Source organism: Neobacillus cucumis (assembly GCF_016908975.1).
Classification (GTDB): Bacteria; Bacillota; Bacilli; order Bacillales; family Cytobacillaceae; genus Neobacillus; species Neobacillus cucumis.
This window is the reverse complement of record NZ_JAFBEX010000013.1, coordinates 39,362-63,426: the sequence shown is the minus strand read 5'-3', so window position 1 is coordinate 63,426 and position 24,065 is coordinate 39,362. Positions and strand designations below refer to the sequence as shown.

Sequence of the window (24,065 nt, the reverse complement as noted above, 5' to 3'; positions counted from 1 at the left end):
AAATGGTTACGTATGAAGGCAATTGCTACTAGAGAGTTATATATGGATACGCAGAGGAATTGAGGAATTTATCAAACAGTCTTAAAACCTTAGCCAAAATACACTCTTACACTCCCTTCTATTTTGGCTGTTAATAAACAATTTTGTATAAAATTCAGGATTTGTTTTTTATCCCAAGTTAAGATATCACTTTCTGACAGCGAATCACCATTTTTATACAATTGATTATAGCCATTCAAAGCCTTTTCAATTTGTTGTATCGAGAAGGTAGAACTGTCGCCCGATCCACTAACTCCTGCATAGTAATTATTTGCTCCAAGTAAATGATACAGTATCGTCGCATTATAATTCCCCATGCTAAAACGAGCATAAGCAATTTCTTTTCCTGCTTTATTGTATCCTGATATATCGTGGCCCATTAATTATTCTCCTCCAGATATAAATTTACTTACCAAAAAATAATAGACTTAGGAAACTTATACTGATCATAAGTTACATGGTTTATCTATCCTTTCAGTTCTATTTTTTTATTAAACAATTTTTTTGAAATAACATGGAAGAAGTGGGTGTGAAAGCATAAAAATGTGAAGATTCAATAAGGAGCTTGTTCAAAAGCGATGGCATAATTTAAAAGTTGTATTTATTCTTTAAGGTTTTCATAACATAATTGTTTTGATGGGGAAAATGCTAGGGAAAAAAACCAAAAATTTTAAAAATATGTTTATTGTCATGTTTCCATTTTGCTACCTCCTAACAGATAAAATAATATCATATTAGAATTCATATAAATTTAGTCTTTTCAACAGCTTTTCTACAATTATGTGAACAAGTTAAAAGGCAACACCCAAAGGGTTAGTTGCCTTCTTTTAAAATGAGTTGCGCGACACACTCAACATTCTATAAAAACTCCCCATTGTATACTGAAGTCTTGTTCAAGATACCCCGTGATATTGGAATAAGGAAAAGCGATCCTTCGTTATTAAATTTCATTCAAAAATGATTGAATAAATGGTATAGCGGCGCCTAAAGGTACTCCTTTTACCGGTGAATGGCTGATATATATAAATGGGGCATTGCTAGGAAATGCCGTTTTTTCATTTACTTTTTCATGAAGAGTTTCGATATCCTCCTCCGTTAAGTATGGAGATAGATAGCCTCCTAAAATAAATTCTCTATTCAAGACAAGATGGATATTGTTGATCGAAATGGCTAAATGATCTAAAAAGGAATTCCACCTCTTCACATAAGAAGGGATTTTAGAACGTACCTTTTGGAAAAAGAATTCTAATGTTTCATCTTCATCTAGCAGCGCATTAACAGAGCTAAACGTTTCCATGCATCCTTTCTTCCCGCAGTAACAAGCTGGACCATCAGGATCAATCGTCATATGTTCAACCGTTCCACTATGCCCTTCTTTTCCCATATAAATTTGACTATTTATGATAATCGCACCCCCAAGGTGCGGACCAATTGATAGATAGACCGCATCGCCAATATCATTTCTTACCCACAACTCTGTTGTCGCCGCACACTTGGCATCATGTAAAAACATACATGGATATGGGAGATATTTTGAAAACACTTGTATATCTAATCCTGTAGAGATTAATATTTTTCCGTAAGTGATTTTTTTTCCATCATTGGAAGTTAAACCTTGAACAGCAAAACCGATACCTAGAACCTGCTCTTGTGCCACATCAAGAGAAGTGATGAAAGACTTTACAGCTTGGCTTACCTCTTTGTAATAACGGTCTTCATTGGCATAGTCCCTCGTAAGTCTCTCTTGCTGAATTGCCTGTCCAAGTAAATCTATCGCTAGAATTTGGACAGTCTTTTTCTGAATCTCTACCCCAATGCTAATACGAGCCTTAGGACAGATGGCATAAGCTGTTGCTCTCCTGCCAACAGAAGATTCAAGCTGCCCTCTCTTCTCGATCAGTTTTTCTTTTTCTAAGCGAACGAGATTCTGAGTAACTGTCGGTAAACTCAAATGAAGTTGATTGGCAATTTCTTGTTTCGAAAGCTTCTCATTTTGATAAATGAGATGGTAGATCGATGAGTAATTGCCTTTTTTTATATCTTTAAACGTAATGCTATTTTCCATGGGAAAATTACCTCATTTTACAAACTAATTTTATAAAAAGATTTACTTTAACTCTTTAAATATATCACAAGAGCAGTTTCAATCACAGCTTTGTCAAAAAGTATTTGCCAATTTTAACTTTTATATTTATTGACTATCAGAAAAAATAGCTATATTATATAAATGTATTTTATAAAAGTATTTTACAAAATAAATTAACAAAAGGGAGAATGGTATATATGGGGATTATTGAAAAAATGAGATTGGACGGAAAGAAAATTTTTGTAACCGGTGGAGCAAGGGGTATTGGTAAGAGTGTTGCAACCGCTTTTGCAGAAGCAGGAGCAGATATTGCCATTGTAGACTTAGATATTGAGGAAGCTACAAAGACAGCTAAAGAACTTGAAGAAAATAATGGGATCAAGTCGATTGCCATCAAAGCAGATGTCACCAACCCAGCAGATGTAGATGCCATGATCGAAACAATCCTAGAATCATTTGGCCGTTTAGATGTTGCCTTCTGTAATGCTGGAATCTGCATGAATATACCCGCAGAGGAAATGACCTTTGATCAGTGGAAAAAAGTCATTGATATTAATCTTACCGGTGTATTTTTAACAGCTCAAGCAGCTGGAAAAGTCATGTTAAAACAAGGCGGCGGTTCCATTATTAATACCGCTTCAATGTCAGGACATATTGTCAATGTACCGCAGCCGCAGTGCTCGTACAATGCCTCTAAAGCAGGAGTCATCCAGTTAACCAAATCGCTGGCAGTGGAATGGGCAACCAGAAATGTGCGCGTAAATTGTATCAGCCCAGGATATATCGGAACAGAACTTACCTTAAATTCACCAAGCTTACAGCCATTGATCGAACAGTGGAATGAAATGGCACCGCTTCACCGAATGGGCAGACCAGAAGAACTTCAGTCCATTTGTGTGTATCTTGCAGGAGATACTAGCAGCTTTACAACAGGATCCGATTTTGTCATCGATGGCGCTTTCACTTGCATTTAATAGATTCCTAGGAGGACATATCTATGAATTACTTACTCGGTACAGATATCGGGACGTCCGGTACCAAAACGATCCTAATGGACACTGAGGGCAATCTGATTGCTCAAGATCTACAGGAATACGATGTGTTAACACCAAGGCCATTATGGGCAGAGCAGTGGCCAGATATATGGCTTAATGCTACAAAAACATCGATTAAAAACACGGTACAAAAATCAGGTATACCTGCAGAAAACATCCGTGGAATCGCTATTAGCGGACTATATGGGGGTTCCGGAATTCCATTGGACGAAAATATGGAACCTGTCAGGCCGTGTATGATTTGGATGGACCGCAGAGCAGAAGAGGAAACAAAGTGGGTCTTGGAGCAGATTGGAGAAGAAAGCCTTCTCAAAATTACCCATAATGGCGCTGATCCCTATTACGGTTATACAAAAATGTTATGGATGAAAAATCATGAACCGGAAAACTGGAAGAAAACCAAGCTCTTCCTACCGCCAAACGATTATGTCATTTATAAACTGACCGGAGAAATTGCAATTGATTATTCCTCTGCAGGTAATATCGGCGGAATTTTTGATATGAATAACCGGACCTGGTCAAAAGAAATGATGGATGCGATGGGAATTCCTCTTTCGATGATGCCAGAAAAAATCGTAGAATCTACTGATATTGTCGGTAGATTGACAAAAGAGGCCGCAGCGGAGTTAGGAGTTTCTGAAGGAATGCCAGTGATCGCCAGTGGGATTGACTGCGGCGCAGCTAATATCGGTCTCGGTGTATTTGAATCGGGGATTTATGCAGCAGCCATTGGTACTTCGATGTGTGCAGCCTTAATTTCCGATCAACCAGTAAAAGGAAAAGATCTGATTGTTTGGCCGTATTTATATGATGCGAAAAGACTTTCCTATTATTTTGCTGGCGGAGCTACAGCTGGAGCGATTGTGAAATGGTTCCGTCAAACAATGTGTCAATATGAATTGGAAGCAGAAAAAGCGGGTGGAGAAAATGCATATGAAGTATTAAATGAACTGGCCGCAGACATTCCAGTTGGAAGCAACGGGTTGGTTGTCCTTCCTTACTTTATGGGAGAAAGAAGTCCGGTTTGGGATTCCGATGCAAAAGGAACCATTGTAGGACTTTCATTAGCACACACAAAAGCGCATATTTATCGTGCCTTTTTAGAAGCGGTTGCCTTTTCATTACGGAATGCTATGGAAGCGACGGGTGAAAATCTCGGAGAATATATCCTGCTTGCTGGTGGCGTCGCCAAGTCAAAATTGTGGAGACAAATCTTTGCCGATGTCACAGGCTACCCAGTTGTCTGTCCAATTCATGATGTAGAAGCGAATATGGGGGATGTAATGCTTGCTGGAATTGGAACAGGTCTTCTATCTTATGAAGATGTGAAGAAGTGGCAAGTGCTAGATCAAAAGATTTTGCCAAATCAACAGAATCATGAAAAATATAATGACTATTACCAAGTTTATAAATCTATCTATCAAAATTTAAAGTCTGATATGAAAACGTTGACAAGACTCTCTACAATATAGTTTGAGCATTTGCTTTAAACCAATATTCCAATATTAAAAAAGGATATGTGATGCAGATGAATATATGGAAAAAAAGAATTGGATACGGGGCTGGCGATTTCGCCTGCAACCTCGTATTTAGTACAATGGCGTCTTACCTGCTGTTTTTTTATACGGATGTCTTTGGAATCACCGCAACCGTTGCCGGTACTTTAATGTTAGTGACCAAAGTCATAGATGCTTTTGCCGATACAGGTATGGGATTATTGGTTGATAGAACTCATACTAGGTGGGGGCAAGGAAGGCCCTATATCCTGATTGGAGCAATTCCATTTGCTGTCTTTACAATCATGACCTTTATTGTTCCTGATTTCAGTATGTCAGGAAAAATTCTATGGGCTTATATCACTTATTGCTTATTGAATATCGCTTATTCGGTAGTAAATATACCATTAAATACACTTGTTCCAAGGCTAACCTCAGATAACCATGAACGCAACTGGTTAGTATCGACTAGAATGATTTGTGCGTTAATTGGAACCGCCTTAGTCATGTCGATTACTACACCGCTAGTTAATTTCTTTGGTCATGGAGATAACCATAAAGGTTATTTGGTTACGATGACCGTTTACGGCATCGCAGCTGTGTTTGTATTTTTGTTTACTTTTATGAATACAAAAGAAGTGGTTCCGCCGTCCGTCCAAACCGGGAAATCCTCTTTTAAAAAGGATTTTAAAGGATTGACTGGCCATGCCCTAATTTTCTTTGTCTTAAATTTTCTCTATTTTGCTCTTTTTGTAATTAGAAATTCAACTGTTATCTACTATTTCACTTATAATCTAGGACATACGGATTGGCTCACGTTTGTAGGGCTATTTGGAATTCTCTCCGGTCTGCCAATGCTGCTGATTTTACCTTGGCTTCAAAAGAAAATGCCGAAGAAAAATGTATTGCTTCTAAGTACGCTCATTTATATTGCTGGAGATTTAGTGATTTATTTCGGAAAGACATCACCAGTCTTACTGATTACAGGTTTAGCAATAACCGGGCTCGGAATTTATGGTATTTTCGGCACAACCTTTGCAATTCAACCAGATATCATTGATTATTCAGAGTACAAAAATAATCGAAGTATTGCAGGGATGATTGCAGCTTTTCAAGGCTTTTTTGTAAAAGTAAGCTTGGGTCTTGGGAGTGCACTTGTAGGTGCACTTCTGAAAATGGGGGGGTATATTCCAAATGTTAAACAAAATGCAACCGCTTTAAATTATATTGAAATAAGCTTTATCTGGGTACCACTTGTCATCTGTGTACTGATTGGAATCACTATGATTCCCTACAAACTCGATGGTAAACGGGCAGAAATGGATATAGAACTTGAACGCCGCCGTTCAGAAGAAAGTCCAATTCAAAATGTTGGGTGATGCATGGGGAAATATCTTGATTTAAGAAGAAAGCTATAACCCAAATGCCACTGACTAATCTGTATAGTGTGAAGAAAAGTGGAGAGCAATGTCTCTCTGCTTCTTCCTTTTTTACGGCATGCTTTAATCAAAAAAATCTCTCTGCTATGCAAAGAGATTTTTAAATACACGGCCACATTTTTAATTATTTTAATATCAGTAGTGAATAGCACTTCACATGTGTGGACTGTAATTGACAACACAATAGATGTTGGTGGGTTTATCAACATTTTTCAGACTTTTTCCTCTCAGAAAACACACCTGTTCAACTTAAGCCCTTGATTGGTTAAGTGAAAACCTCCACAATTTTTCTACATACACGCAATAATAAGCATATAACCAAACTATAATTTAGATCGCACTTGTAATATAATGCGAAACACCTAGTTTCACTTCGATTACATTGCTTTTACTGTATCAGCTACACTCTCATGCTGAATATTTTTTACATCAAAGCGTAGTAATTTAAAAGTGAATTGCAAAATAAGTCCAATACCAAATACAGATATTACTGTGCCAATGCCAACCTTTGCACCTAACAGCCATCCAATAATGAGAACAGTACCTTCTATTAAACCTCGTATTGCCCCTATGGGTACTTTTGGCATACGCTTTCCAAGTGCAACCATGAGTGCATCACGGGGTCCACAACCGAGGGATGCACTCATATAAAAATAGCTTCCAACGCAGATAGCAACTTGTCCTAACAGGAGCATTAGTATGCCAAGCCAAATATTGGACATCAAAGGAACAATATTGGCAAATTGGATCAAATCCACAAACTTTCCTATGAGTATAGCGTTAAGAATTGTACCAAATCCAATTTTTTCTTTAAGCGCAAAATCAATTGCAATGATAACAAAGCCAGAAATGACAACGATATTACCATACGATATATGGGTCAGATAAGCCCCCCCCATACTGAATGCTTCCCAAGGGGCTAAGCCTATGTTAGCCTGTATACTAAAAAAAGAGCCGAGTGCATATAAAAAAAGTCCAAATATCAACTTAATTGTTCTTTTCACATAGTTATTTATAGTAGAATCCCCCTTCCTATTCATGATATAGAAGCATAACAATATGTACATCTTGATTTGTTAAGTTCATATATTTATGTTTGCAATTTGCAAGAAATTGTATTGCTTCACCTTCTTGCAAATGAAACGTTTTGTCTTCAATTTGTACACTAAAAACGCCCTTCGTACAGATAATATATTCCCTGATACCTGATACATGGCGCTCCGACGCACGTTCAGAATGGGGATTAATGACATGACGAAATATTTCAAACTTTTTATTTGGGTCAAATTCAAATAAAACAAATAATTCAAATCCATCCCATGCAGAATAATGTTTTACCGTATCATTTGTGGTAATAGATACTTGAGGCGTTTCGGTATGCGTAAGTTGAGAGAGTGGAACATTAATCCCCTCACATACTTTTTCAAGGACAGATATTGTAGGGCTTTTTGTGCACCGTTCTATTTCACTCAACATACTCTTGCTGACACCAGTTAATAGAGCTAAATCATCTAATGTAAGATTTCTTTCTTGCCGAATTCTTTTTATATTTCTACTAATCGTTTCGCTTGCTGAAATCATACGCACCTCCTAAACACTATAGTAAATTGTATTCACTATAGTGGAAAGATTACTGTGTTTCGAGTGGTTTGTCAAGTATTTCCTGCATAAGAAAAGGGACCGCCGTAGCTATCCCCATCTTTTGTAACAGGCGTTCCCGATTTCTAGTATACTAATACAGGTGGAATGCTGATCAATAAAAAAGATGGTGAGCAGGTATGAGAATACATTTATCAGAGAAACAAATCGCCGAAATAACGCGAATAGCTCAAAAAGAATTTTTGTTAAAAGGTATCGAACCAACAGATGAATATCTATTTATCAACTGTTTTTCGAAAATACACAAGGAAACCGTCTATTATCATCTCTTAAAAGACAATGATAAGTTGATCATCCGCTGCTATGCGCGCTTGTTTGACAACTTAGGTCTGAGCGAGAAAACCAGAGGAACAGCAAAAGATGTATTTGAATATTTGGTAAACCAAACCGGATTACCAAATACAATCTATATAGAAAACGGGATAGAATTTAAATTTTAAGCTCTATTAACCGAGTAGAGTATTGGAATCAAAAAAACGACTGCACCGTAGCAATCGCTTTTTTATTAACTTAAACGTTGGAACAAACAAGTTATGGGTTGGTTGGATTGTTGGCTTTGATTTTGGAAGCAGTAAAAACGATAAAATTTGTATCACTGGAACCGCCGACAAAGAAAGATACATCACTTCGTAAGTTTCCCGTTTTGAGTTCATATAGGACTAACCCTGAGGGAGGGACCTCAGCTAAAGGTGTCTTATCTAAGAATGAAAAACCAGTTGTTGTAGCTGAAATAAATTCTACTAATGGAGGGATATTATCGATCGTGCTATATATTTCAGTTCCATTGCGGAATATAGAAAATTGTATAGATAAAGCAAAAGGATTAGGATTTATGGATTGAATCGTTGCATGTAACAAAACGCGATCACTCGGATCATTTATATGCAAAGTGGCTGTCCCTATAGTAATAGGTGACAATCCAATAGGTATATTAACGAAATCAGTTCCCGGTAATACACTTCCATCAAATTCTGTTAGCAATCCTTGTTCACCGTTAACTGGTGTAGGTGAAATATTAATTACGGGATTGACGTTAATTGTTGGGTTGAAAGTATTCCTATTAGTATTTTCGATTGGACAACAACACGGATTCTTATCGCAACGTGAACAATTTTTTGAATTAGACCTTTTTTTACTATCACTCAAACAAAAGCATCTCCTTTCTTGTAAAATACTATATTATATAGACATATTGTCCTTTCTGCTTGTATTCTTGTGACACAGCAAGCAATAATTCACAAAAGTATAAAATAGACAGTCTTAAACAGCATTGTCCAATGTAACAAAACATCCATTATGTTACATTCGGGTTTTACCTTAGATCCCCAAGTCCCAAAAAAATAAACAGAAACCTAGTTCGGTTTCTGTTTATTTTAATACTATTTTCGCAACTGCTTCGCAATGCGTCGTCATTGGAAACATATCAACCGGCTGAACCTCAACCGTTTTGTACCCGCCATCCTCAAGAATTCTTAAGTCCCTTGCCAGCGTCGCAGGGTTACAGGATACATACACCACTTTCTTTGGCTTCATGTCAATAATCGTCCTTAGCAAAGCCTCATCACAGCCTTTACGGGGCGGGTCCACAACAAGGACATCAGCTGCATTGCCATCCTTGTACCACTTTGGAATCACAACCTCTGATTCGCCAGCAGCAAACTCAGTATTGGTAAGGCCATTCAGCTCCGCATTTCGCTTCGCATCTTCAATCGCCTCCGGTACCACTTCCACACCGAAAACTTTCTTAGCCTTTTGAGCCAAAAATAACGAAATCGTCCCAATCCCACAATACGCATCAATTACTGTTTCTTCACCACTTAAATCGGCATATTCAAGTGCCTTATCATAAAGTACTTTTGTCTGCACCGGGTTCACTTGGTAAAACGACAAAGCGGAGATGGCAAACTTCACGTCGCCTATATAGTCATAAATGACCTCACTTCCCCATAGTACCTTCGTTTTCTCCCCTAAGATTACATTCGTACGCTTTGAGTTTACATTATGAACGATTGACTTCACCTTTGGGAGCCGAGCCACAATTTCTTCAACCAGCTTATCCTTCTGCGGCAAATCAGGTGTTCTAGTAATGATAACGACCATGAGTTCACCAGTTTGCTTTCCATAGCGGGCCATTATATGACGAAGAACTCCTTTATGAGTCTCCTCGTGATAAGCGGGGATCGCCAGCTTATTGCAAATTTCCTTTATCGTTTGAACCGCTTCATTAATTTCTGACAGTTGAATCAAGCTTTCATCCGTATCAACAATTTCATGGGTTCTTGGTTTGTAAAAGCCAGCAATCAATTTGCCATCTTTTGCACCAACGGGTACCTGGGCTTTATTCCGGTAATGCCATGGGCTTTCCATTCCGAGAATGGGATGCACGACTACATTCTCAAGCTTTCCAATTCGGGTCAGCACCTCTCGGACTTGATTTTCCTTATATTTTAACTGGCCTTCATAACTGATATGCTCGAGCTGGCAGCCACCGTATTTTTGAAGGTCATCGCTTGGTATATCCACCCTGTACGGGCTTTTTTCATAAAGCTCAATTAATCTTCCAAACCCATAGCTTTTACCAGTCTTAATTACTTTCACTTTTGCCTTCTCACCAGGTAAGCCGTTCGGGATAAATAATGGATACCCATCCACCTTTGCCACCCCTGCACCGTCATGGGTTAAATCTTCGAATACAACATCTATATATTCATTTTTAGTTACTGGTATGGTTTTGTTCATTTACTTCTTCCTTTTCTCCGAATTGACTAGAAAGATTGTAACACACAATGGGCGGGAATACGAAATGGACCTTATAGAGGAGGGATTCCGCCAGATTTATTTGCAACTATTCTTACGTACATGCTTAATAATTCCACCTAAATCCCCGATTCAGCCCAATCTCCCCGCTTTTCCGCCGATTTAAGCATTAATTCCGCCAAACTGCAAAAAATTTGGGACGCCCTGTCCAGACGCCCCCCAAAATTATACTTCTTCTGCTTTCATCGCCGCTACTTTTTCTTTGACTTCTTCAATATTTCTCATCTTGTTATCCCAGCACTTTTGACTCAAATCAACAGGATACTCTTCCGGGTTCATGGTTCGCTTGTACTCATCCCATAGAGCATCTAGATTTTGCTTTAAATAGTCACGGGATTCCTCTAAACAAGGTACTTCATAAACAAGGTCACCATTTTTAAAGATATCCACATGGAGTTCTTTTGCCGTATAGTTGGTTACAATTTTATTGATGAACGTATGGGTCGGGTGGAACATGCGGAGCCGTTTTTCCGGCAGCACTTCATCTTCCATCGCAATATAATCCCCTTCGGCATGGTGATTGGTATTATTAATAATCCGGTAAATCTTTTTCATTCCTGGGGTCGTAACCTTAACAGGATTGGAAGAAATTTTAATCGTATCTTCTAATCCGCCATTATCATCCTCAATCGCGACAATTTTATAAACAGCTCCAAGTGCTGCCTGATCATAGGCCGTAATCAGCTTCGTTCCAATTCCCCAGCTGTCAATTCTTGCCCCTTGCCCTTTCAAATTCATAATGGTATATTCATCCAGGTCACTTGAAGCCACAATCTTCGCATCTGGAAAACCAGCATCATCGAGCATTTTCCGAGCCTCTTTTGATAGATAGGCAAGATCACCACTGTCCAGGCGAATCCCGATGAAATTAATTTTATCTCCTAATTCCTTCGCTACCTTAATCGCATTTGGTACGCCAAGGCGAAGAGTATCATATGTATCAACTAAAAAAACGCAGTCCTTATGTGTTTCCGCATATTTGTGGAATGCTATATATTCATCCTTATAAGCTTGAACCATCGCATGGGCATGTGTTCCGGATACAGGAACGCCAAACAATTTTCCTGCCCGCACGTTACTAGTTGAAGCAAAGCCGGCTAAATAAGCTGCTCTAGTCCCCCAGATGGCGGCATCCATTTCCTGTGCCCGTCTAGTCCCAAATTCCATTGCCACTGCATCACCGACTACCTGCTTAATTCTTGAAGCTTTGGTCGCGATTAATGTTTGATAGTTCACAATGTTAAGTAAGGCCGTCTCAATGATTTGTGCTTCACCTAGGGGTGCATCCACACGTAAGATTGGCTCATTGCCGAAAACAAGTTCGCCTTCTTGCATAGAGCGAATGGTTCCAGTAAAACGCATATTTTTTAAATAGTCGAGGAAATCCTCCTTATAACCAACTTCATTTTTCAAATATTCAAGATCATCTTCACTAAAACGAAACCCTTGAATAAATTGAATCACCTTTTCTAGGCCAGCGAAAACAGCATAGCCGTTACCAAACGGCATCTTACGGAAAAACAGTTCAAAGACCGCTCGTTTATTATGTATGCCATCTCTCCAATACGTCTCTGCCATATTTATCTGGTACAAATCAGTATGCAGAGATAAACTATCATCCTCATAAATGTGTTTCATCATAAAACCTCCGGAATACTATTACAGCTTATTAATTATTATAACTAATAATAACATTTCGTAATCTATTTCACCATAGCACCGAGGGTTTGCTCAAAGTGGCCGAGCGCCCATTCATGGCCTGCTTGGTTAAAGGAAGCTACAGCATCTTTATAGACAACAATTTTAAAGCCTTTGTTATAGGCATCAACCGCCGTATGGAGCACACAGATATCCGTACATACACCTACAAGGTGAACCTCCGTAATTCCCCGTTCGCGCAATTTGATTTCGAGATCCGTTCCTGCAAAGGCTGAGTAGCGGGTTTTATCCAGATAAGCCACATTTTCACGCTGTTTATTTTCCTCGTAAACACCCTGAAGAGCACCAAAAAGATCACGTCCAGACGTTCCTCTTAGATTATGCGGCGGGAATAACTTCGTTTCCGGGTGAAACTCATCTCCCTTATCATGAACATCAATAGCAAAAACCACATAATCCCCGTTCTGAATAAATTCCTTTGTCAGCTTCACAATCTTCCCTTCAATCCTTTGCCCTGGCACTCCACAAGTTAAAGCACCGGCATCGGCAACAAAATCGTATGTATAATCAATATTAATGAACGCCCTCATTTTTTGGACTCCTCTCCTTAACACAATCTAGTGCAACCATTATACATAAAATATGGAAAAAAGTCCGCTCCATGAGGAACGGACCTTAAGATTAGAAATTATAAAAGTGGCTTTGAGAATTGTCTAGCCCCAGCGCCTAGGAGCTCGGGTCATAAGCCCCTAGGAAAAAATGAACTACTTTTTTCCCTGTGCAAGGTGCCTCCGTTTTTCTTAACTATATCGTGTACCTGATATCCAATCAGTTGGACGGTCATTTGGACGAATATCATCAAGAGGTACAAACACTTCCAGATGACGGTAAAGATTTTCAAACTCTGCAGGAAGCAGACCGCCAAACTCTCCGTCTAAATTTAATTGGACTTTCTCTTCCGAATAAACCTTAATGCGGTTCGCCTGGGTATAAATAACATTCGGATCATTAACATGCTCCCCGCGGACGGCTAGCGTCGAGATCCGAATAAACTCAGCCAGGTTTACCTTTTTCAAAATCAATAAAGAGAATAAACCGTCATTAATGGAAGCGTCCGGTGCAAGCTTTTCGAATCCTCCAATCGAGTTCGTTAACCCCACAAGGAACATCATCGCTTCCCCTTCAAACAGCTTCCCATCGTACTCAATTTTGAGATCGGATGCCTTAATGGACGGAAGCATTTCCATCCCTTTTAAATAGTAAGCAAGCTGCCCGAGCATGGTTTTTAACTTGCTGGGCACTTCATATGTAATTTCAGTTATCCGGCCTCCGCCAGCGATATTAATAAAATAACGATCATTAATCCGGCCAATATCTACAGGAATGAGTTCCCCTCTGGTGATAATGTCCACTGCTGTCCCGATATCTCTAGGGATTTGAAGGGCTCGGGCAAAATCATTGGTTGTTCCAGCCGGGATAATCCCTAATTTAGGTCGATATTCTTGTTCAGCTAGGCCGTTTACTACTTCATGTATCGTGCCGTCGCCGCCTGCTGCAATGACCACATCATATTGGCGTTCCACTGCCAGTCTTGCGGCCTGAGTAGCATCTCCTGCTGCACTAGTGGTGGCATGACAGGACGCTTCATAACCGGCCATCTCCAGTTTTTCTAAAATTTCCGGTAAGTTACGCTTCAGAATTTCTCTTCCTGAAGTAGGATTGTATATAAGTCTTGCTCTTTTCATTCATCATCATCCTAATTTTTAAATAACAATTGGCGTTGTCAGTTCAATATTCTACCAATTATTATTCGAGCTTACAAATATATTGGAATCAATTATTGATTTGCATTCAAGTTAACATCATAAGCATTGCTAATATGAATACGATATTTACCTTCACCTGATTGATATACCGCATTTTTTAAAGTCGCATTTAACTCGTCGCTACCCTTTGGTTCCTCCTTGATGTTCCACTCCTTCCCTTGCAGTTGCTCAACATCGGTCGTCTCTACAGATAAATTACTATTTTTCAATACATTAACCGTTACGTCCGAGGTACTGTCAATATTCCAATCGTTTGTTATCGTGCGCGGCTTTAAGCTAAGCGAATCCGTATTTCCGACCACTTCAAGCTTGAGATGATTAGGAATGAGGAGTGTTGCCGCTAGAATCCCCTGTGAATGGAACAGACCAGCATCTTCGGGAAGCATCTTAAAATTAAGATAAAGTGTATCTCCCTTCTGATTAGCAGTAACAATATCTTGGGCATTTTTTAATAGAGCTGTTTTTTTCGCGGTTTCTACTCTGTAGGTTCCAAACATGGAGACCTCTTTACTCTCCGTTGCTTCTACCGTCATATCATAACCAACTGTTCTTACTACTACACGTTTTATGCTGTCATCCGTTTTATAATTAAAATTTGGGAGATTATAGGACCGCACTTCCCTCGCCATTACATCTTCCACCTTGCCCATAACTCCCGTTGAGCTGAGGACAGCAAAAATAATACCCGCTGTACCAATAAGGCCCACAAAGAAAATGCTGAGAAAATCATATTTTAAGAACGGCTGTTCCTGGCGTGAAAGGAATAAGTAGATTAGGATTTCACCACCCAAAACCACCAGTAATACCGGCCACCAAGCCATTAAAACTTCAGCTAGCTGCAAACCGAGAAACTTTGAAAAGAAAAGGAAAAGACCGAGCATAATAAGCGAGGCTCCCATCGAAAATGTTCCAACGCGCCAAGTCCTCATTCTTTATGTTCCCCCTTTCTTTTTCTAAAAAGGAACCCCATTCCGGCTCCAATCAGCACAAAGCCTGCCATTCTGCGTCCCCACTTACTCATGGCTCTTTACCTCCCTTTTTTGTTTACTTCCGGATAAAAGCTTGATTCCACCGCCAATCAAGAGGACACATACAAGTGCGGTTTGGAAATATCCTTGAATCCAATACATGATATCCACGTTAATTAATCGGTTGATGATGGGTGAAAAGGCTGGCAGCAGGATGTTCATAAATAAATAGTAAACACCTAACAAGACAAGTCCAATTCCAACCCATTTTTGGTGGTTAAGGAAATACGCAATAATCGGTTCATCCTCAACCTGTTCTACTCCGTATCTGGAGACTTTTTGCATGGCATCAAAGAAGTTGTAGAACCAGATGATTGGAATTAAAAACAAGAAGATTCCGAGTCTTAAAACATCTAGGATATAAATAGAGAACAAGAATGCCGCCATTAACTGGATTCCGCGGCGCTGCAGGCCTAAATAAAGATGTCCCGCTCCTGGGAAGATGGAAAGAAAGGTGGCAATTGATTTACTCTTTTTGCCGTCTTCCCGACGCATTTCAAAGTCCTCAAAGATGGTTCGATCCACGAGCTCTTCGCCGCGCTGCTTTTTATTCACCTGCTGTACGGCATCAAAGAATCCATAAACCCAGATAATCGGCAATACTGCCAAGAAAACCATAAACTCTGCGCGATTGGACATGGCCGTTACGAACATCACCATAACGCCCAGCCCTAAAAACGAAGCTAACAGTGTTAAGCCCCTGTTCATGAGACCGATTTGAAAGTGCCCTAGCCCCGGGATAAAGGAAAGGACAATTGTGTAGAAGCGTTCTGAATCCTGAGAGGCTTTATTTTGATTTTCAAGATTTGAGCTCCCTTCCGCGAGTTGTGCCTTTTTTTGTTTCGAAATTTGGACACCCATATCGATAAAGCTGACCAAATATATAAAGATTCCGGCTAAAAAAGCTAAGATGGCAAATTCCTTGTTATTGGTGATTAATGAAATAATCGTTATAAATGCCAGTCCAACCACCGAAAGTAAATACAGAACCCCGCGTATGGTGTTACCAAAATAAATATGACCTAGCCCGGGAAAAAGCGATAATGTTAATGCCTTGGTTGAACTTTTCATTTCTTAATTGCCTCCTTCTTTTCTATCGAATCCATCCATGCAAATGTCCTATTGATAACTCCTTCCGTCACAGAAGGCTTAGGCTTCTTTTCCTGAATCATCGGTTTCTCAAACGCACTCGTATACGAAGCCAGCGTCTGAAACACCCCCGTAAACATTAGTAACAGAGTCGCAGCCGCCGCCAGCAAATAATGAAACAACCGGGTGTCAGGCACCCTTTTGGTTATTTCCACTTTGCTAACGTTGCAATTGGTGACAGGCACCATTTCCATTACGCGGTCAGTGAATTGGGTTTCGTTTGGAAGGGTTGGCAGGGATGTTTCATTTGCTGTTACAGCTTGTAGGTATATGTCTAGACATTGATCACATGTATAAAGATGACCTTCCAACTCTTCACGGAGACTATTACCCATCTCGTCCTTCACGTATTGCTGCCATTCTGCGTAACTATAATGCTTCATGAAAAATCGTCCTCCTTCCAATTCCTTTTCATCCAGTTTCTCGCCCGGTACAATTTGGTTTCAATCGTTTTCACCTGAACATTTTGTTCTTCCGCCATTTGCTGATAGCTCTTTTCCTCTATGTAAAAACCATAAATCACTTCCCGGTAATTTTCCGGTACCTCATTCAGCTTCTTCTGAACCAGACGGCGTTGATCAAAGGCGATAACTTCCTTTTCCACACTATCCCTTGGAGTTCCTAACTCCTGCTGTTCTAAGGCGCCTACAACATCCTCTCTGCGCCTTTCCTGTTTCCGCTTTACATCTATCGCATGGTTAACGGCAATGCGTGTCATCCACGTTTTAAACCCTTGATTTTCATATCGGGAGAGAGAGTTATAAAGTTTCATAAACACTTCCTGTGAAGCATCTTCTGCTTCCTTTGAATCGCGAAGAATAGCAAAGATGGTCCGGAACACATCATTGCGATACTTCTCGACCAAAAGGCGAAAGGCATGGTCATTGCCAGCAAGCACTCTTTCAATTAAATCTATATCACTAATCGTTCTCTCCCCCTTTCTTTTATCTCTTTCACATCAATAGACGAAACTCCACTCAACTACCCCTACACAAAATAAAAAAATTAATACGACTTTTTTATCTTAACAAGTCATTTGTAAAAATTTGGTCATACTCCAACTAAATAAATCGAACAACAAAAAAACGTGCAAGGCACTTTCCTCAAACGTTTCAAGGTTACTATTCTGTTATTCTTGAGACACAAAAATGGCACTCTCTTACGGTATTTTAAAAGGCATCAGTCCTGCAGCTGAAGGCTATCCATTAATGCCATAGGTATATCTTCTCTTTAACTTGCATAGCTATAAGCAACTTGACCAAAGTCTGCCCTGCATCATGCGAACATTCCTGACGTCTCGCAATTGTTATAATTAACAAATAGTATGATAGAATTCTAATAGGAAATCCTTTTTGAGGGGATGATGCAATTGTTCTGGTTGTTACTCTTGGCTTCCTACTTACTTGGAAGCATTCCAACCGCCTTAATAGTAGGCAAGCTGTTTTTTGATGTCGATATACGTGAACTGGGAAGCAAAAATCCAGGAGCTACCAACAGCCTAAGAGTCTTTGGAAAGAAATGGGCTATTTTCGTCCTCTTCATTGATTTGGCAAAAGGCGCCTTAGCTGCCTATCTGCCAATCTACTTTCATCTTGATGCCGAACCGTTATTCTTTGGTCTCATGGCCGTCGTTGGCCACTGTTTTCCCATTTTTGCAGGCTTTCGCGGCGGTAAAGCGATCGCAACTACTGCCGGCGCCCTGTTGATGACCAACATTCCCTTACTCATCATCGCCTACATTACCTTCTTCCTAGTCATTTTCCTAACCAAATATGTATTTTTAGGGTCTATCTCGGTTGGTCTTAGCATGCTGATTTATGCATTCATCTCCCCTAAACTAGAATTAGAACTTATCTTTTTATTATTCTCACTTTTTTTACTATACTTACACCGCTCCAACATACGTAACTTCATTCTTGGCATTGAACCGAAAATCAACGATAAAAATATAAAAAGCGACCGCATCCCGCCAAAGAGCATGTAATAAGAAGCGCAAGCGCCTTGAGCAGCCCCGGAAAGCTTAAGACGTTTCCAAAAGGAAGGCGCTTTTTGCCTTCAATTATGGGAGTGGCTTAAGACCTCGAGGGGCTAGGCGCTGGAGCTAGACAATTTTCAAAGGTCGATTTTATACTTTTTTATCATTAAAAACAGGGGCCTTCCATTTGGAAGTGCCCCTCACCTTTATTAAAGCTTTGAAATTATGCTATCAGCTACCGTTTGCCAAATCCCTGCATCCTTCTGATACGATTCCCTTAACTCTTTATATAACGCCATTTGCTTCTCCTGGAAATCAGGTGCATCCTTATCCGGAAGCCCCGCGCGTTTCTCCGTTACAAGCGTCTGCATTTCAGGTGCCCTTGGTCCCCATACCACCTTCTCCGTTCCTTCTTCATTTAGAAAAATGTAAATAGGAATCGCTCGTGAAGTGCCATTGGTCAGGTATTGGTCCATTAGCTCGAGATTTTGGTCACGGAGGAGAAAACGTAGTTGGATACCTGCTGCCTCAGCTATCTTCATCAAAATCGGGTTATTCAGCAGCGCATCCCCACACCAATCCTCTGTTAGAGCAATGACCCTCAGGCGCTGCTCCTTTAAAGCCTCCAGTTTGCTTTGATCCTCTGCTGTTAAACGGAATTTCTCATAAATGGACAGCATTTCATCTTTATTCTTTTTCATAGAACCGATGTACTCGTCCGCTGCCATTCCTTTTTCAAACCATTGATTTAAATTCATCTTGCAAATCCTCCCGTTAAATTGTTTTTGACAGGTCTGCCAGTTTAATAACGGTCTTCCAATTTCGGACCGTTGCTGTAACCCCGAGTTTTGGAAGCTGTGCTGCCAGCTTTGAATCCCTAATACTTTTGCGGAAATAAAAGTAAACTTCCCTGCCCTCGATTTTGCATTCTTCTGTTTCATTATTATAGGTGTACATGTGGTCAACGCCCTCTTGAGAAGGCTCTCCGCCTAAAAAAGCTACTTGAACACTTTCCCCCTCTTTCCATGTATCACTAGAATAGGGACAATCGAGGGTGATCTGATGAAGGTCCTCAGCCGTTCTTAAAACAACTGGAACAGGAAAACCAAAGGTATGATTTAGTTTTTCCTCCATTCGCTTAGTAAGCTGGGCTTCCTCCTCTTCCGACTCAAACAAAACATTTCCACTTTGTATATATGTTTTTACTTTATGTAAGCCCATCGATTCTAATAGACTTTTCAAATCTGCCATTTTTATCTTATGATGCCCGCCAACATTAATGCCTCTTAACAACGCTATAAAAATAGTCATTCTTTAGCCTCGCATCCTTTGAGATACCCACTTAACTAAATCTTACCATTTTGTGACGTGATTAAACTAAGGAAACGCTTTTCGGCAAAGGCATTTTTAATTTTTCTCTAAATTTAAAGGAAACTAGTCACTGTTGAAGAACATTATCTACTAACAAAACTAAATTGGAGGAATGAAAATATGGTCCCACAAAGAGTAAGTTTACTAACAATTGGAGCTTATAACTTACCAGTACTTCGATCTTTTTATAATTCTTTAGGTTGGGATCAAACAGAGTCTAGTTCTGATGATTATGCTGTCTTTAAAACAGCCGGCGTCTTGCTTTCAATTTTTCCAATTGCGGAACTAGCAAAAGATTCAGGAGTTGAATTCTCATCCCCCCCTGAAACCTTCCGTCCTGTAACTTTTGCTATTAATGTTGAAAAGCCCGACCAAGTAGACTCTACCATTGAACAAATCCGTCAAGTAGGAGGGATCATTACAAGAGAACCAAGTAATGCTTTCTGGGGCGGGCGCACAGCTTACTTTGCCGATCCTGAAAAGAACCTCTGGGAAGTTGCCTGGAATCCAAGCTCTGTCTTTGACGAACGCGGAGCAATGATTTCTTTTTAAAAACGAGGAGGCCAACATCCTCGTTTTTCTTTGTCTTAATCTTTGCAAAAAACTAATTAAACGTTTGTTTAAATTGGTAAAAAATACTACACAAACGTTTAATTAAAATCCCTTAATCCGTTGATACACCTAGATTTCAGGAACCAAATCCTCAAAAATTTTGTAGAAAGATAGAAACTAATTAAACGTTTGTTTAAATCTACTAAAACCCTTATAAGCATTGGGTTTAGGTCCATTTATACGTAATGCTGCGAGAAGATGCAACCATGATTAATGCTGAGATTAGTCACACACAACACGCTTCGACACATCACCCTAATATCTCTTATTAACTAAACGTTTGTTTAAAAACACAATTACCCTTACAACCAAAAGACTTTCCCCCATTTCCCGGGAAAAGAATGTCGAGACATGTTTCGACATACACTATAATAAAAGACTTTGATTTATGAGTTCATTGACGATTTTAAATTATGATGTGATTAGACCATGGAACCTACCTGGAGACATTTTGCTTCGTTCTTATACTGATTCTTCCTCAAAGCCCCTTCTTGAGGACACTTCGCTCGTTCTTTTACTGATTTTGTCCTCAAAGACCCTTCTTGAAGACACTTTGCTTCCTTCTTTTACTGATTTTGTCCTCAAGGACCCTCCTTGAAGACACTTTGCTTCGTTCTTTTACTGATTTTGTCCTCAAAGACCCTTCTTGAAAACACTTCGCTTCGTTCTTTTACTGATTTTGTCCTCAAAGACCCTTCTTGAAGACACTTCGCTCGTTCTTTTACTGATTTTGTTCTTAAAGACCCTTCTTGTAGACACTTTGCTTCGTTCTTTTACTGATTTTGTCCTCAAAGACCCTTCTTGTAGACACTTCGCTTCATTCTTTTATTGATTTTGTCCTCAAAGACCCTTCTTGTAGACACTTTGCTTCCTTTTCTACCGATATTGTCTTCAAGCAGCACACCCAATAAAAAAGCTGACAGAATCAATTCTGCCAGCTTCCCTATTATCGTTTTTGTAATTCCTGTTGTAACAATTTATTGACCATTTGCGGATTGGCTTGCCCTTTAGTCGCTTTCATCAACTGACCAACTAAGAAACCAACGGCCTTATTTTTTCCATCCTTGAAATCTTCCACTGATTTCGGATTAGCATCAAGTACTTCTGCAATAATCTTAAGAAGTGTGCCTTCATCCGAAATTTGCACAAGTCCTTTATCCTTCACGATTTGCTCCGCATCGCCGCCATTTTCAATTAACTCTTTAAAAACAGTTTTGGCAATCTTAGAAGAAATCGTTCCATTTTCAATCAACTTAATCATGCCTGCTAACCCTTCCGGAGTTAGCGCCACCTGATCAAGTTCTTTACTCTCAGCATTTAAGTATGCAGACACATCACCCATAACCCAGTTCGAAGCAAGCTTCGCATCAGCACCGCCGCTAACTGTCGCCTCAAAGAAATCGGCCATTTCTTTCGTTACCGTCAATACTTTGGCATCATAAACAGGTAAGCCAAGCTCTTCAATATAACGCTTTTGGCGCTGGTCCGGAAGCTCAGGGATTTCAGCACGAATCCGTGCCTTCCAGTCTTCATCGATATATAAATCACACAAATCTGGCTCAGGGAAGTAACGATAGTCGTCTGACCCTTCTTTTACCCTCATTAAAATTGTGGACCCAGTTGCTTCATCAAAACGGCGTGTTTCCTGGTCGATGGTTCCGCCTGAAGAAACCACTTCCCGCTGGCGTTTTTCTTCATATTCAAGACCCTTACGGACAAAGTTGAATGAATTCAAGTTCTTTAATTCGGTTTTCGTTCCGAACTCTTCCTGTCCAAATGGACGGATGGAAATATTGGCGTCACAGCGAAGTGATCCCTCTTCCATTTTACAATCGGAAACACCTGTATATTGGATAATTGATTTTAATTTTTCCAAGTAAGCATAGGCTTCATCCGGTGTGCGAATATCCGGCTCAGAAACGATTTCGACTAGCGGCGTTCCTTGACGGTTGTAATCACACAAGGAATAACCTTTTTCATGGTTCAGCTTGCCAGCGTCCTCTTCTAAATGAATTCGTGTGATACCGATTTTTTTTGTATAGCCATTCACTTCAATTTCAATCCAGCCATGCTCGCCAATTGGCTGGTCAAATTGTGAGATTTGATAAGCTTTCGGGTTATCCGGATAAAAATAATTCTTTCGGTCAAATTTCGTATGTGTGGCAACCTGACAATTCAAGGCCATGGCTGCCTTCATGCCAAATTCAACTGCCTTCTTATTGAGGACAGGCAGGACGCCCGGGTAACCAAGGTCGATTACACTTGTATTGGTATTGGGCTCAGCGCCAAAGTGGTTTGGGCTCGCTGAAAAAATTTTTGAATCGGTTTTTAACTCAACATGGACCTCAAGTCCAATCACTGTTTCAAATTCCATTGTTTCTCCACCTCCTACAATTCCGGCTTCTGTTTATGAAAGTCTGTTGCCTGCTCAAACGCATGGGCAACTCGATAAATGGTCGCTTCATCAAAATGCTTACCAATGATTTGCAATCCTAGCGGTAACCCTGCGTCAAACCCGCATGGAATCGAAATTCCCGGTACGCCCGCAAGGTTTACTGGAATTGTTAAAATATCATTAATATACATGGTTAACGGATCATCGATGTTTTCCCCAATTTTAAACGCAGGGGTTGGTGTTGTCGGTCCAACAATCACATCATAGTTTTCAAATACATCTTCAAAATCCTTTTTAATTAGCGTCCGAGCCTGCTGTGCTTTTTTATAATAAGCATCATAATAACCTGAGCTAAGTGCGAACGTACCAAGCATAATTCGGCGTTTAACCTCGTCACCGAAACCTTCTGCACGTGTCTTTTTGTATAATTCAATTAAACTTTCTGCATCTTGAGTACGATAGCCATAACGAACACCGTCAAAACGGGCTAGGTTGGCTGACGCTTCAGATGAGGAAAGTAAATAATAGGTCGCTAGTGCGTACTTTGAATGTGGCAGGGAAACTTCTTCCCAGACAGCGCCAAGACTTTCAAGAACCTTTAATGAATTCATGACAGATTGGCGAACCGCTTCTGTTACACCCTCACCTAAGTATTCTTTTGGCACCGCAATTTTTAGACCTTTAATATCACCTGTTAAGGCAGACGCAAAATTAGGAACGTCAACATTTGCAGATGTGGAGTCCATTGGGTCTAATCCAGAAATCGCTTGTAATAAATAGGCATTGTCTTCTACTGTTCTTGTAATTGGTCCGATTTGGTCAAGCGATGAAGCAAAGGCAACTAGACCAAAGCGAGATACACGACCATAAGTTGGTTTCATCCCTACGACACCGCAAAAAGACGCCGGCTGACGGATTGAACCACCAGTATCAGAACCTAAGGAAAAAAGGACTTCCCCTGAAGCTACCGATGCTGCGGAACCACCTGAAGAACCACCTGGTACTCGCTCGAGGTTCCACGGATTACGTGTTTTTTGATAGTGAGAATTCTCGTTTGATGATCCCATCGCAAACTCGTCCATATTTAACTTACCAATCGTGACGGTTTCCGCTTGCTGCAATTTCTGAACGACCGTTGCATCATAAATCGGATCAAAATTTTCAAGGATTTTACTTGCACAAGTAGTGCGCAATCCTTTGGTAACGATGTTATCTTTCACACCAATCGGCATGCCAAATAACAGGCCTCGTGAATCACCAGAGTTCATCTTTTCATCTAGTGACTTTGCAGTTGCCCGGGCTCTTTCTTCATCCAGGGTTAAAAATGCCTGAACCTTCTCTTCGACCTGGCCGATTCGCTTATACGATTCTTCCACAAGGTCGGACACGGTTACTTCCTTCTTATGTATTAATTCATGAAGGTCTGAAACTTTATAATCAAAAAGACTCACTTTTTTCA

23 protein-coding genes are annotated in these 24,065 nt (G+C 40.0%); 6 read left to right on the top strand and 17 right to left on the bottom strand.

The window, feature by feature from the left end:
- Positions 1–89 precede the first annotated feature (89 nt).
- Together JOC76_RS17975 and JOC76_RS17970 are read right to left on the bottom strand one after the other, a co-directional pair.
- Positions 90–419 carry a hypothetical protein gene (locus tag JOC76_RS17975; RefSeq protein ID WP_205179820.1) on the bottom strand — a complete coding sequence of 110 codons (330 nt, stop codon included), beginning with the start codon at positions 417–419 and terminating at the stop codon, positions 90–92.
- A 560-nt stretch (positions 420–979) separates the two neighbouring features.
- Positions 980–2,104 carry an ROK family transcriptional regulator gene (locus JOC76_RS17970; RefSeq protein ID WP_205179818.1) on the bottom strand — a complete coding sequence of 375 codons (1,125 nt, stop codon included), beginning with the start codon at positions 2,102–2,104 and terminating at the stop codon, positions 980–982.
- A 218-nt stretch (positions 2,105–2,322) separates the two neighbouring features.
- Between JOC76_RS17970 and JOC76_RS17965 the strand changes: the two genes are divergently transcribed.
- The 3 genes from JOC76_RS17965 to JOC76_RS17955 are packed head-to-tail and all read left to right on the top strand — an operon-like array spanning position 2,323 to position 6,055.
- Positions 2,323–3,099 carry an SDR family oxidoreductase gene (locus JOC76_RS17965; protein WP_205179816.1) on the top strand — a complete coding sequence of 259 codons (777 nt, stop codon included), beginning with the start codon at positions 2,323–2,325 and terminating at the stop codon, positions 3,097–3,099.
- A 23-nt stretch (positions 3,100–3,122) separates the two neighbouring features.
- Positions 3,123–4,652 carry an FGGY-family carbohydrate kinase gene (locus tag JOC76_RS17960; protein WP_205179814.1) on the top strand — a complete coding sequence of 510 codons (1,530 nt, stop codon included), beginning with the start codon at positions 3,123–3,125 and terminating at the stop codon, positions 4,650–4,652.
- Between the two features lie 56 nt (positions 4,653–4,708).
- Positions 4,709–6,055, top strand: coding sequence for an MFS transporter (locus tag JOC76_RS17955; protein WP_205179812.1), 1,347 nt, complete (start codon positions 4,709–4,711; stop codon positions 6,053–6,055).
- A gap of 437 nt (positions 6,056–6,492) precedes the next feature.
- Here JOC76_RS17955 and JOC76_RS17950 read toward each other — a convergent pair whose 3' ends face one another.
- Entirely contained in the window at positions 6,493–7,119 is a 627-nt protein-coding gene (locus JOC76_RS17950) for a YczE/YyaS/YitT family protein (protein WP_205179810.1), read from the bottom strand.
- A 28-nt stretch (positions 7,120–7,147) separates the two neighbouring features.
- Positions 7,148–7,696: a helix-turn-helix domain-containing protein gene (locus tag JOC76_RS17945; protein WP_205179808.1), complete on the bottom strand. Its 549-nt coding sequence runs from the start codon at positions 7,694–7,696 to the stop codon at positions 7,148–7,150.
- Positions 7,697–7,893: 197 nt separating this feature from the next.
- Here JOC76_RS17945 and JOC76_RS17940 point away from each other — a divergent pair, with 197 nt between their 5' ends.
- Positions 7,894–8,214: a hypothetical protein gene (locus tag JOC76_RS17940; protein WP_205179806.1), complete on the top strand. Its 321-nt coding sequence runs from the start codon at positions 7,894–7,896 to the stop codon at positions 8,212–8,214.
- A 91-nt stretch (positions 8,215–8,305) separates the two neighbouring features.
- Here JOC76_RS17940 and JOC76_RS17935 read toward each other — a convergent pair whose 3' ends face one another.
- From JOC76_RS17935 to JOC76_RS17895, 9 genes are all read right to left on the bottom strand, one after another.
- Positions 8,306–8,920 carry a hypothetical protein gene (locus JOC76_RS17935; RefSeq protein WP_205179803.1) on the bottom strand — a complete coding sequence of 205 codons (615 nt, stop codon included), beginning with the start codon at positions 8,918–8,920 and terminating at the stop codon, positions 8,306–8,308.
- A 222-nt stretch (positions 8,921–9,142) separates the two neighbouring features.
- Positions 9,143–10,513 carry a 23S rRNA (uracil(1939)-C(5))-methyltransferase RlmD gene (rlmD, locus tag JOC76_RS17930; protein WP_205179801.1) on the bottom strand — a complete coding sequence of 457 codons (1,371 nt, stop codon included), beginning with the start codon at positions 10,511–10,513 and terminating at the stop codon, positions 9,143–9,145.
- 243 nt (positions 10,514–10,756) lie between these two features.
- The gene (locus JOC76_RS17925; protein ID WP_205179799.1) at positions 10,757–12,229 is read right to left on the bottom strand and encodes a nicotinate phosphoribosyltransferase; all 1,473 of its coding nucleotides are present in this window, start codon (positions 12,227–12,229) and stop codon (positions 10,757–10,759) included.
- Between the two features lie 65 nt (positions 12,230–12,294).
- Entirely contained in the window at positions 12,295–12,840 is a 546-nt protein-coding gene (locus JOC76_RS17920) for a cysteine hydrolase family protein (protein ID WP_205179797.1), read from the bottom strand.
- A gap of 210 nt (positions 12,841–13,050) precedes the next feature.
- On the bottom strand, positions 13,051–13,995 hold the full coding sequence (locus JOC76_RS17915; protein WP_205179795.1) for a diacylglycerol kinase: 945 nt from the start codon (positions 13,993–13,995) through the stop codon (positions 13,051–13,053).
- A 92-nt stretch (positions 13,996–14,087) separates the two neighbouring features.
- A complete protein-coding gene (locus JOC76_RS17910; RefSeq protein WP_205179793.1) occupies positions 14,088–15,005 on the bottom strand; it encodes a hypothetical protein in 918 nt (305 codons plus the stop codon).
- Between the two features lie 84 nt (positions 15,006–15,089).
- The gene (locus JOC76_RS17905) at positions 15,090–16,175 is read right to left on the bottom strand and encodes a DUF6677 family protein (RefSeq protein WP_205179791.1); all 1,086 of its coding nucleotides are present in this window, start codon (positions 16,173–16,175) and stop codon (positions 15,090–15,092) included.
- A complete protein-coding gene (locus tag JOC76_RS17900; RefSeq protein ID WP_205179789.1) occupies positions 16,172–16,636 on the bottom strand; it encodes a hypothetical protein in 465 nt (154 codons plus the stop codon). The genes JOC76_RS17905 and JOC76_RS17900 overlap by 4 nt, the downstream gene beginning before the upstream one ends.
- On the bottom strand, positions 16,633–17,178 hold the full coding sequence (locus tag JOC76_RS17895) for an RNA polymerase sigma factor (protein ID WP_205180012.1): 546 nt from the start codon (positions 17,176–17,178) through the stop codon (positions 16,633–16,635). Before JOC76_RS17895 ends, JOC76_RS17900 begins: the two co-directional genes overlap by 4 nt.
- A gap of 444 nt (positions 17,179–17,622) precedes the next feature.
- Between JOC76_RS17895 and plsY the strand changes: the two genes are divergently transcribed.
- Positions 17,623–18,237, top strand: a complete 615-nt coding sequence (gene plsY, locus JOC76_RS17890; protein ID WP_205179787.1) for a glycerol-3-phosphate 1-O-acyltransferase PlsY — start codon at positions 17,623–17,625, stop codon at positions 18,235–18,237.
- Positions 18,238–18,437: 200 nt separating this feature from the next.
- On the opposite strand, the gene JOC76_RS17885 is transcribed toward plsY, so the two are convergent.
- Together JOC76_RS17885 and JOC76_RS17880 are read right to left on the bottom strand one after the other, a co-directional pair.
- Positions 18,438–18,986 carry a thioredoxin family protein gene (locus tag JOC76_RS17885; protein ID WP_205179779.1) on the bottom strand — a complete coding sequence of 183 codons (549 nt, stop codon included), beginning with the start codon at positions 18,984–18,986 and terminating at the stop codon, positions 18,438–18,440.
- 16 nt (positions 18,987–19,002) lie between these two features.
- Positions 19,003–19,539 carry a DUF1697 domain-containing protein gene (locus tag JOC76_RS17880; protein WP_205179777.1) on the bottom strand — a complete coding sequence of 179 codons (537 nt, stop codon included), beginning with the start codon at positions 19,537–19,539 and terminating at the stop codon, positions 19,003–19,005.
- A gap of 180 nt (positions 19,540–19,719) precedes the next feature.
- On the opposite strand from JOC76_RS17880, the gene JOC76_RS17875 reads away from it, so the two are divergent.
- Positions 19,720–20,151 carry a VOC family protein gene (locus tag JOC76_RS17875; protein ID WP_205179775.1) on the top strand — a complete coding sequence of 144 codons (432 nt, stop codon included), beginning with the start codon at positions 19,720–19,722 and terminating at the stop codon, positions 20,149–20,151.
- 1,006 nt (positions 20,152–21,157) lie between these two features.
- On the opposite strand, the gene gatB is transcribed toward JOC76_RS17875, so the two are convergent.
- Both gatB and gatA read right to left on the bottom strand, forming a co-directional pair.
- Positions 21,158–22,585: an Asp-tRNA(Asn)/Glu-tRNA(Gln) amidotransferase subunit GatB gene (gene gatB, locus JOC76_RS17870; protein WP_205179766.1), complete on the bottom strand. Its 1,428-nt coding sequence runs from the start codon at positions 22,583–22,585 to the stop codon at positions 21,158–21,160.
- A 14-nt stretch (positions 22,586–22,599) separates the two neighbouring features.
- Complete coding sequence (gene gatA / locus JOC76_RS17865; RefSeq protein WP_205180010.1) at positions 22,600–24,057, bottom strand: Asp-tRNA(Asn)/Glu-tRNA(Gln) amidotransferase subunit GatA; 1,458 nt, start codon at positions 24,055–24,057, stop codon at positions 22,600–22,602.
- Positions 24,058–24,065: the final 8 nt, after the last annotated feature.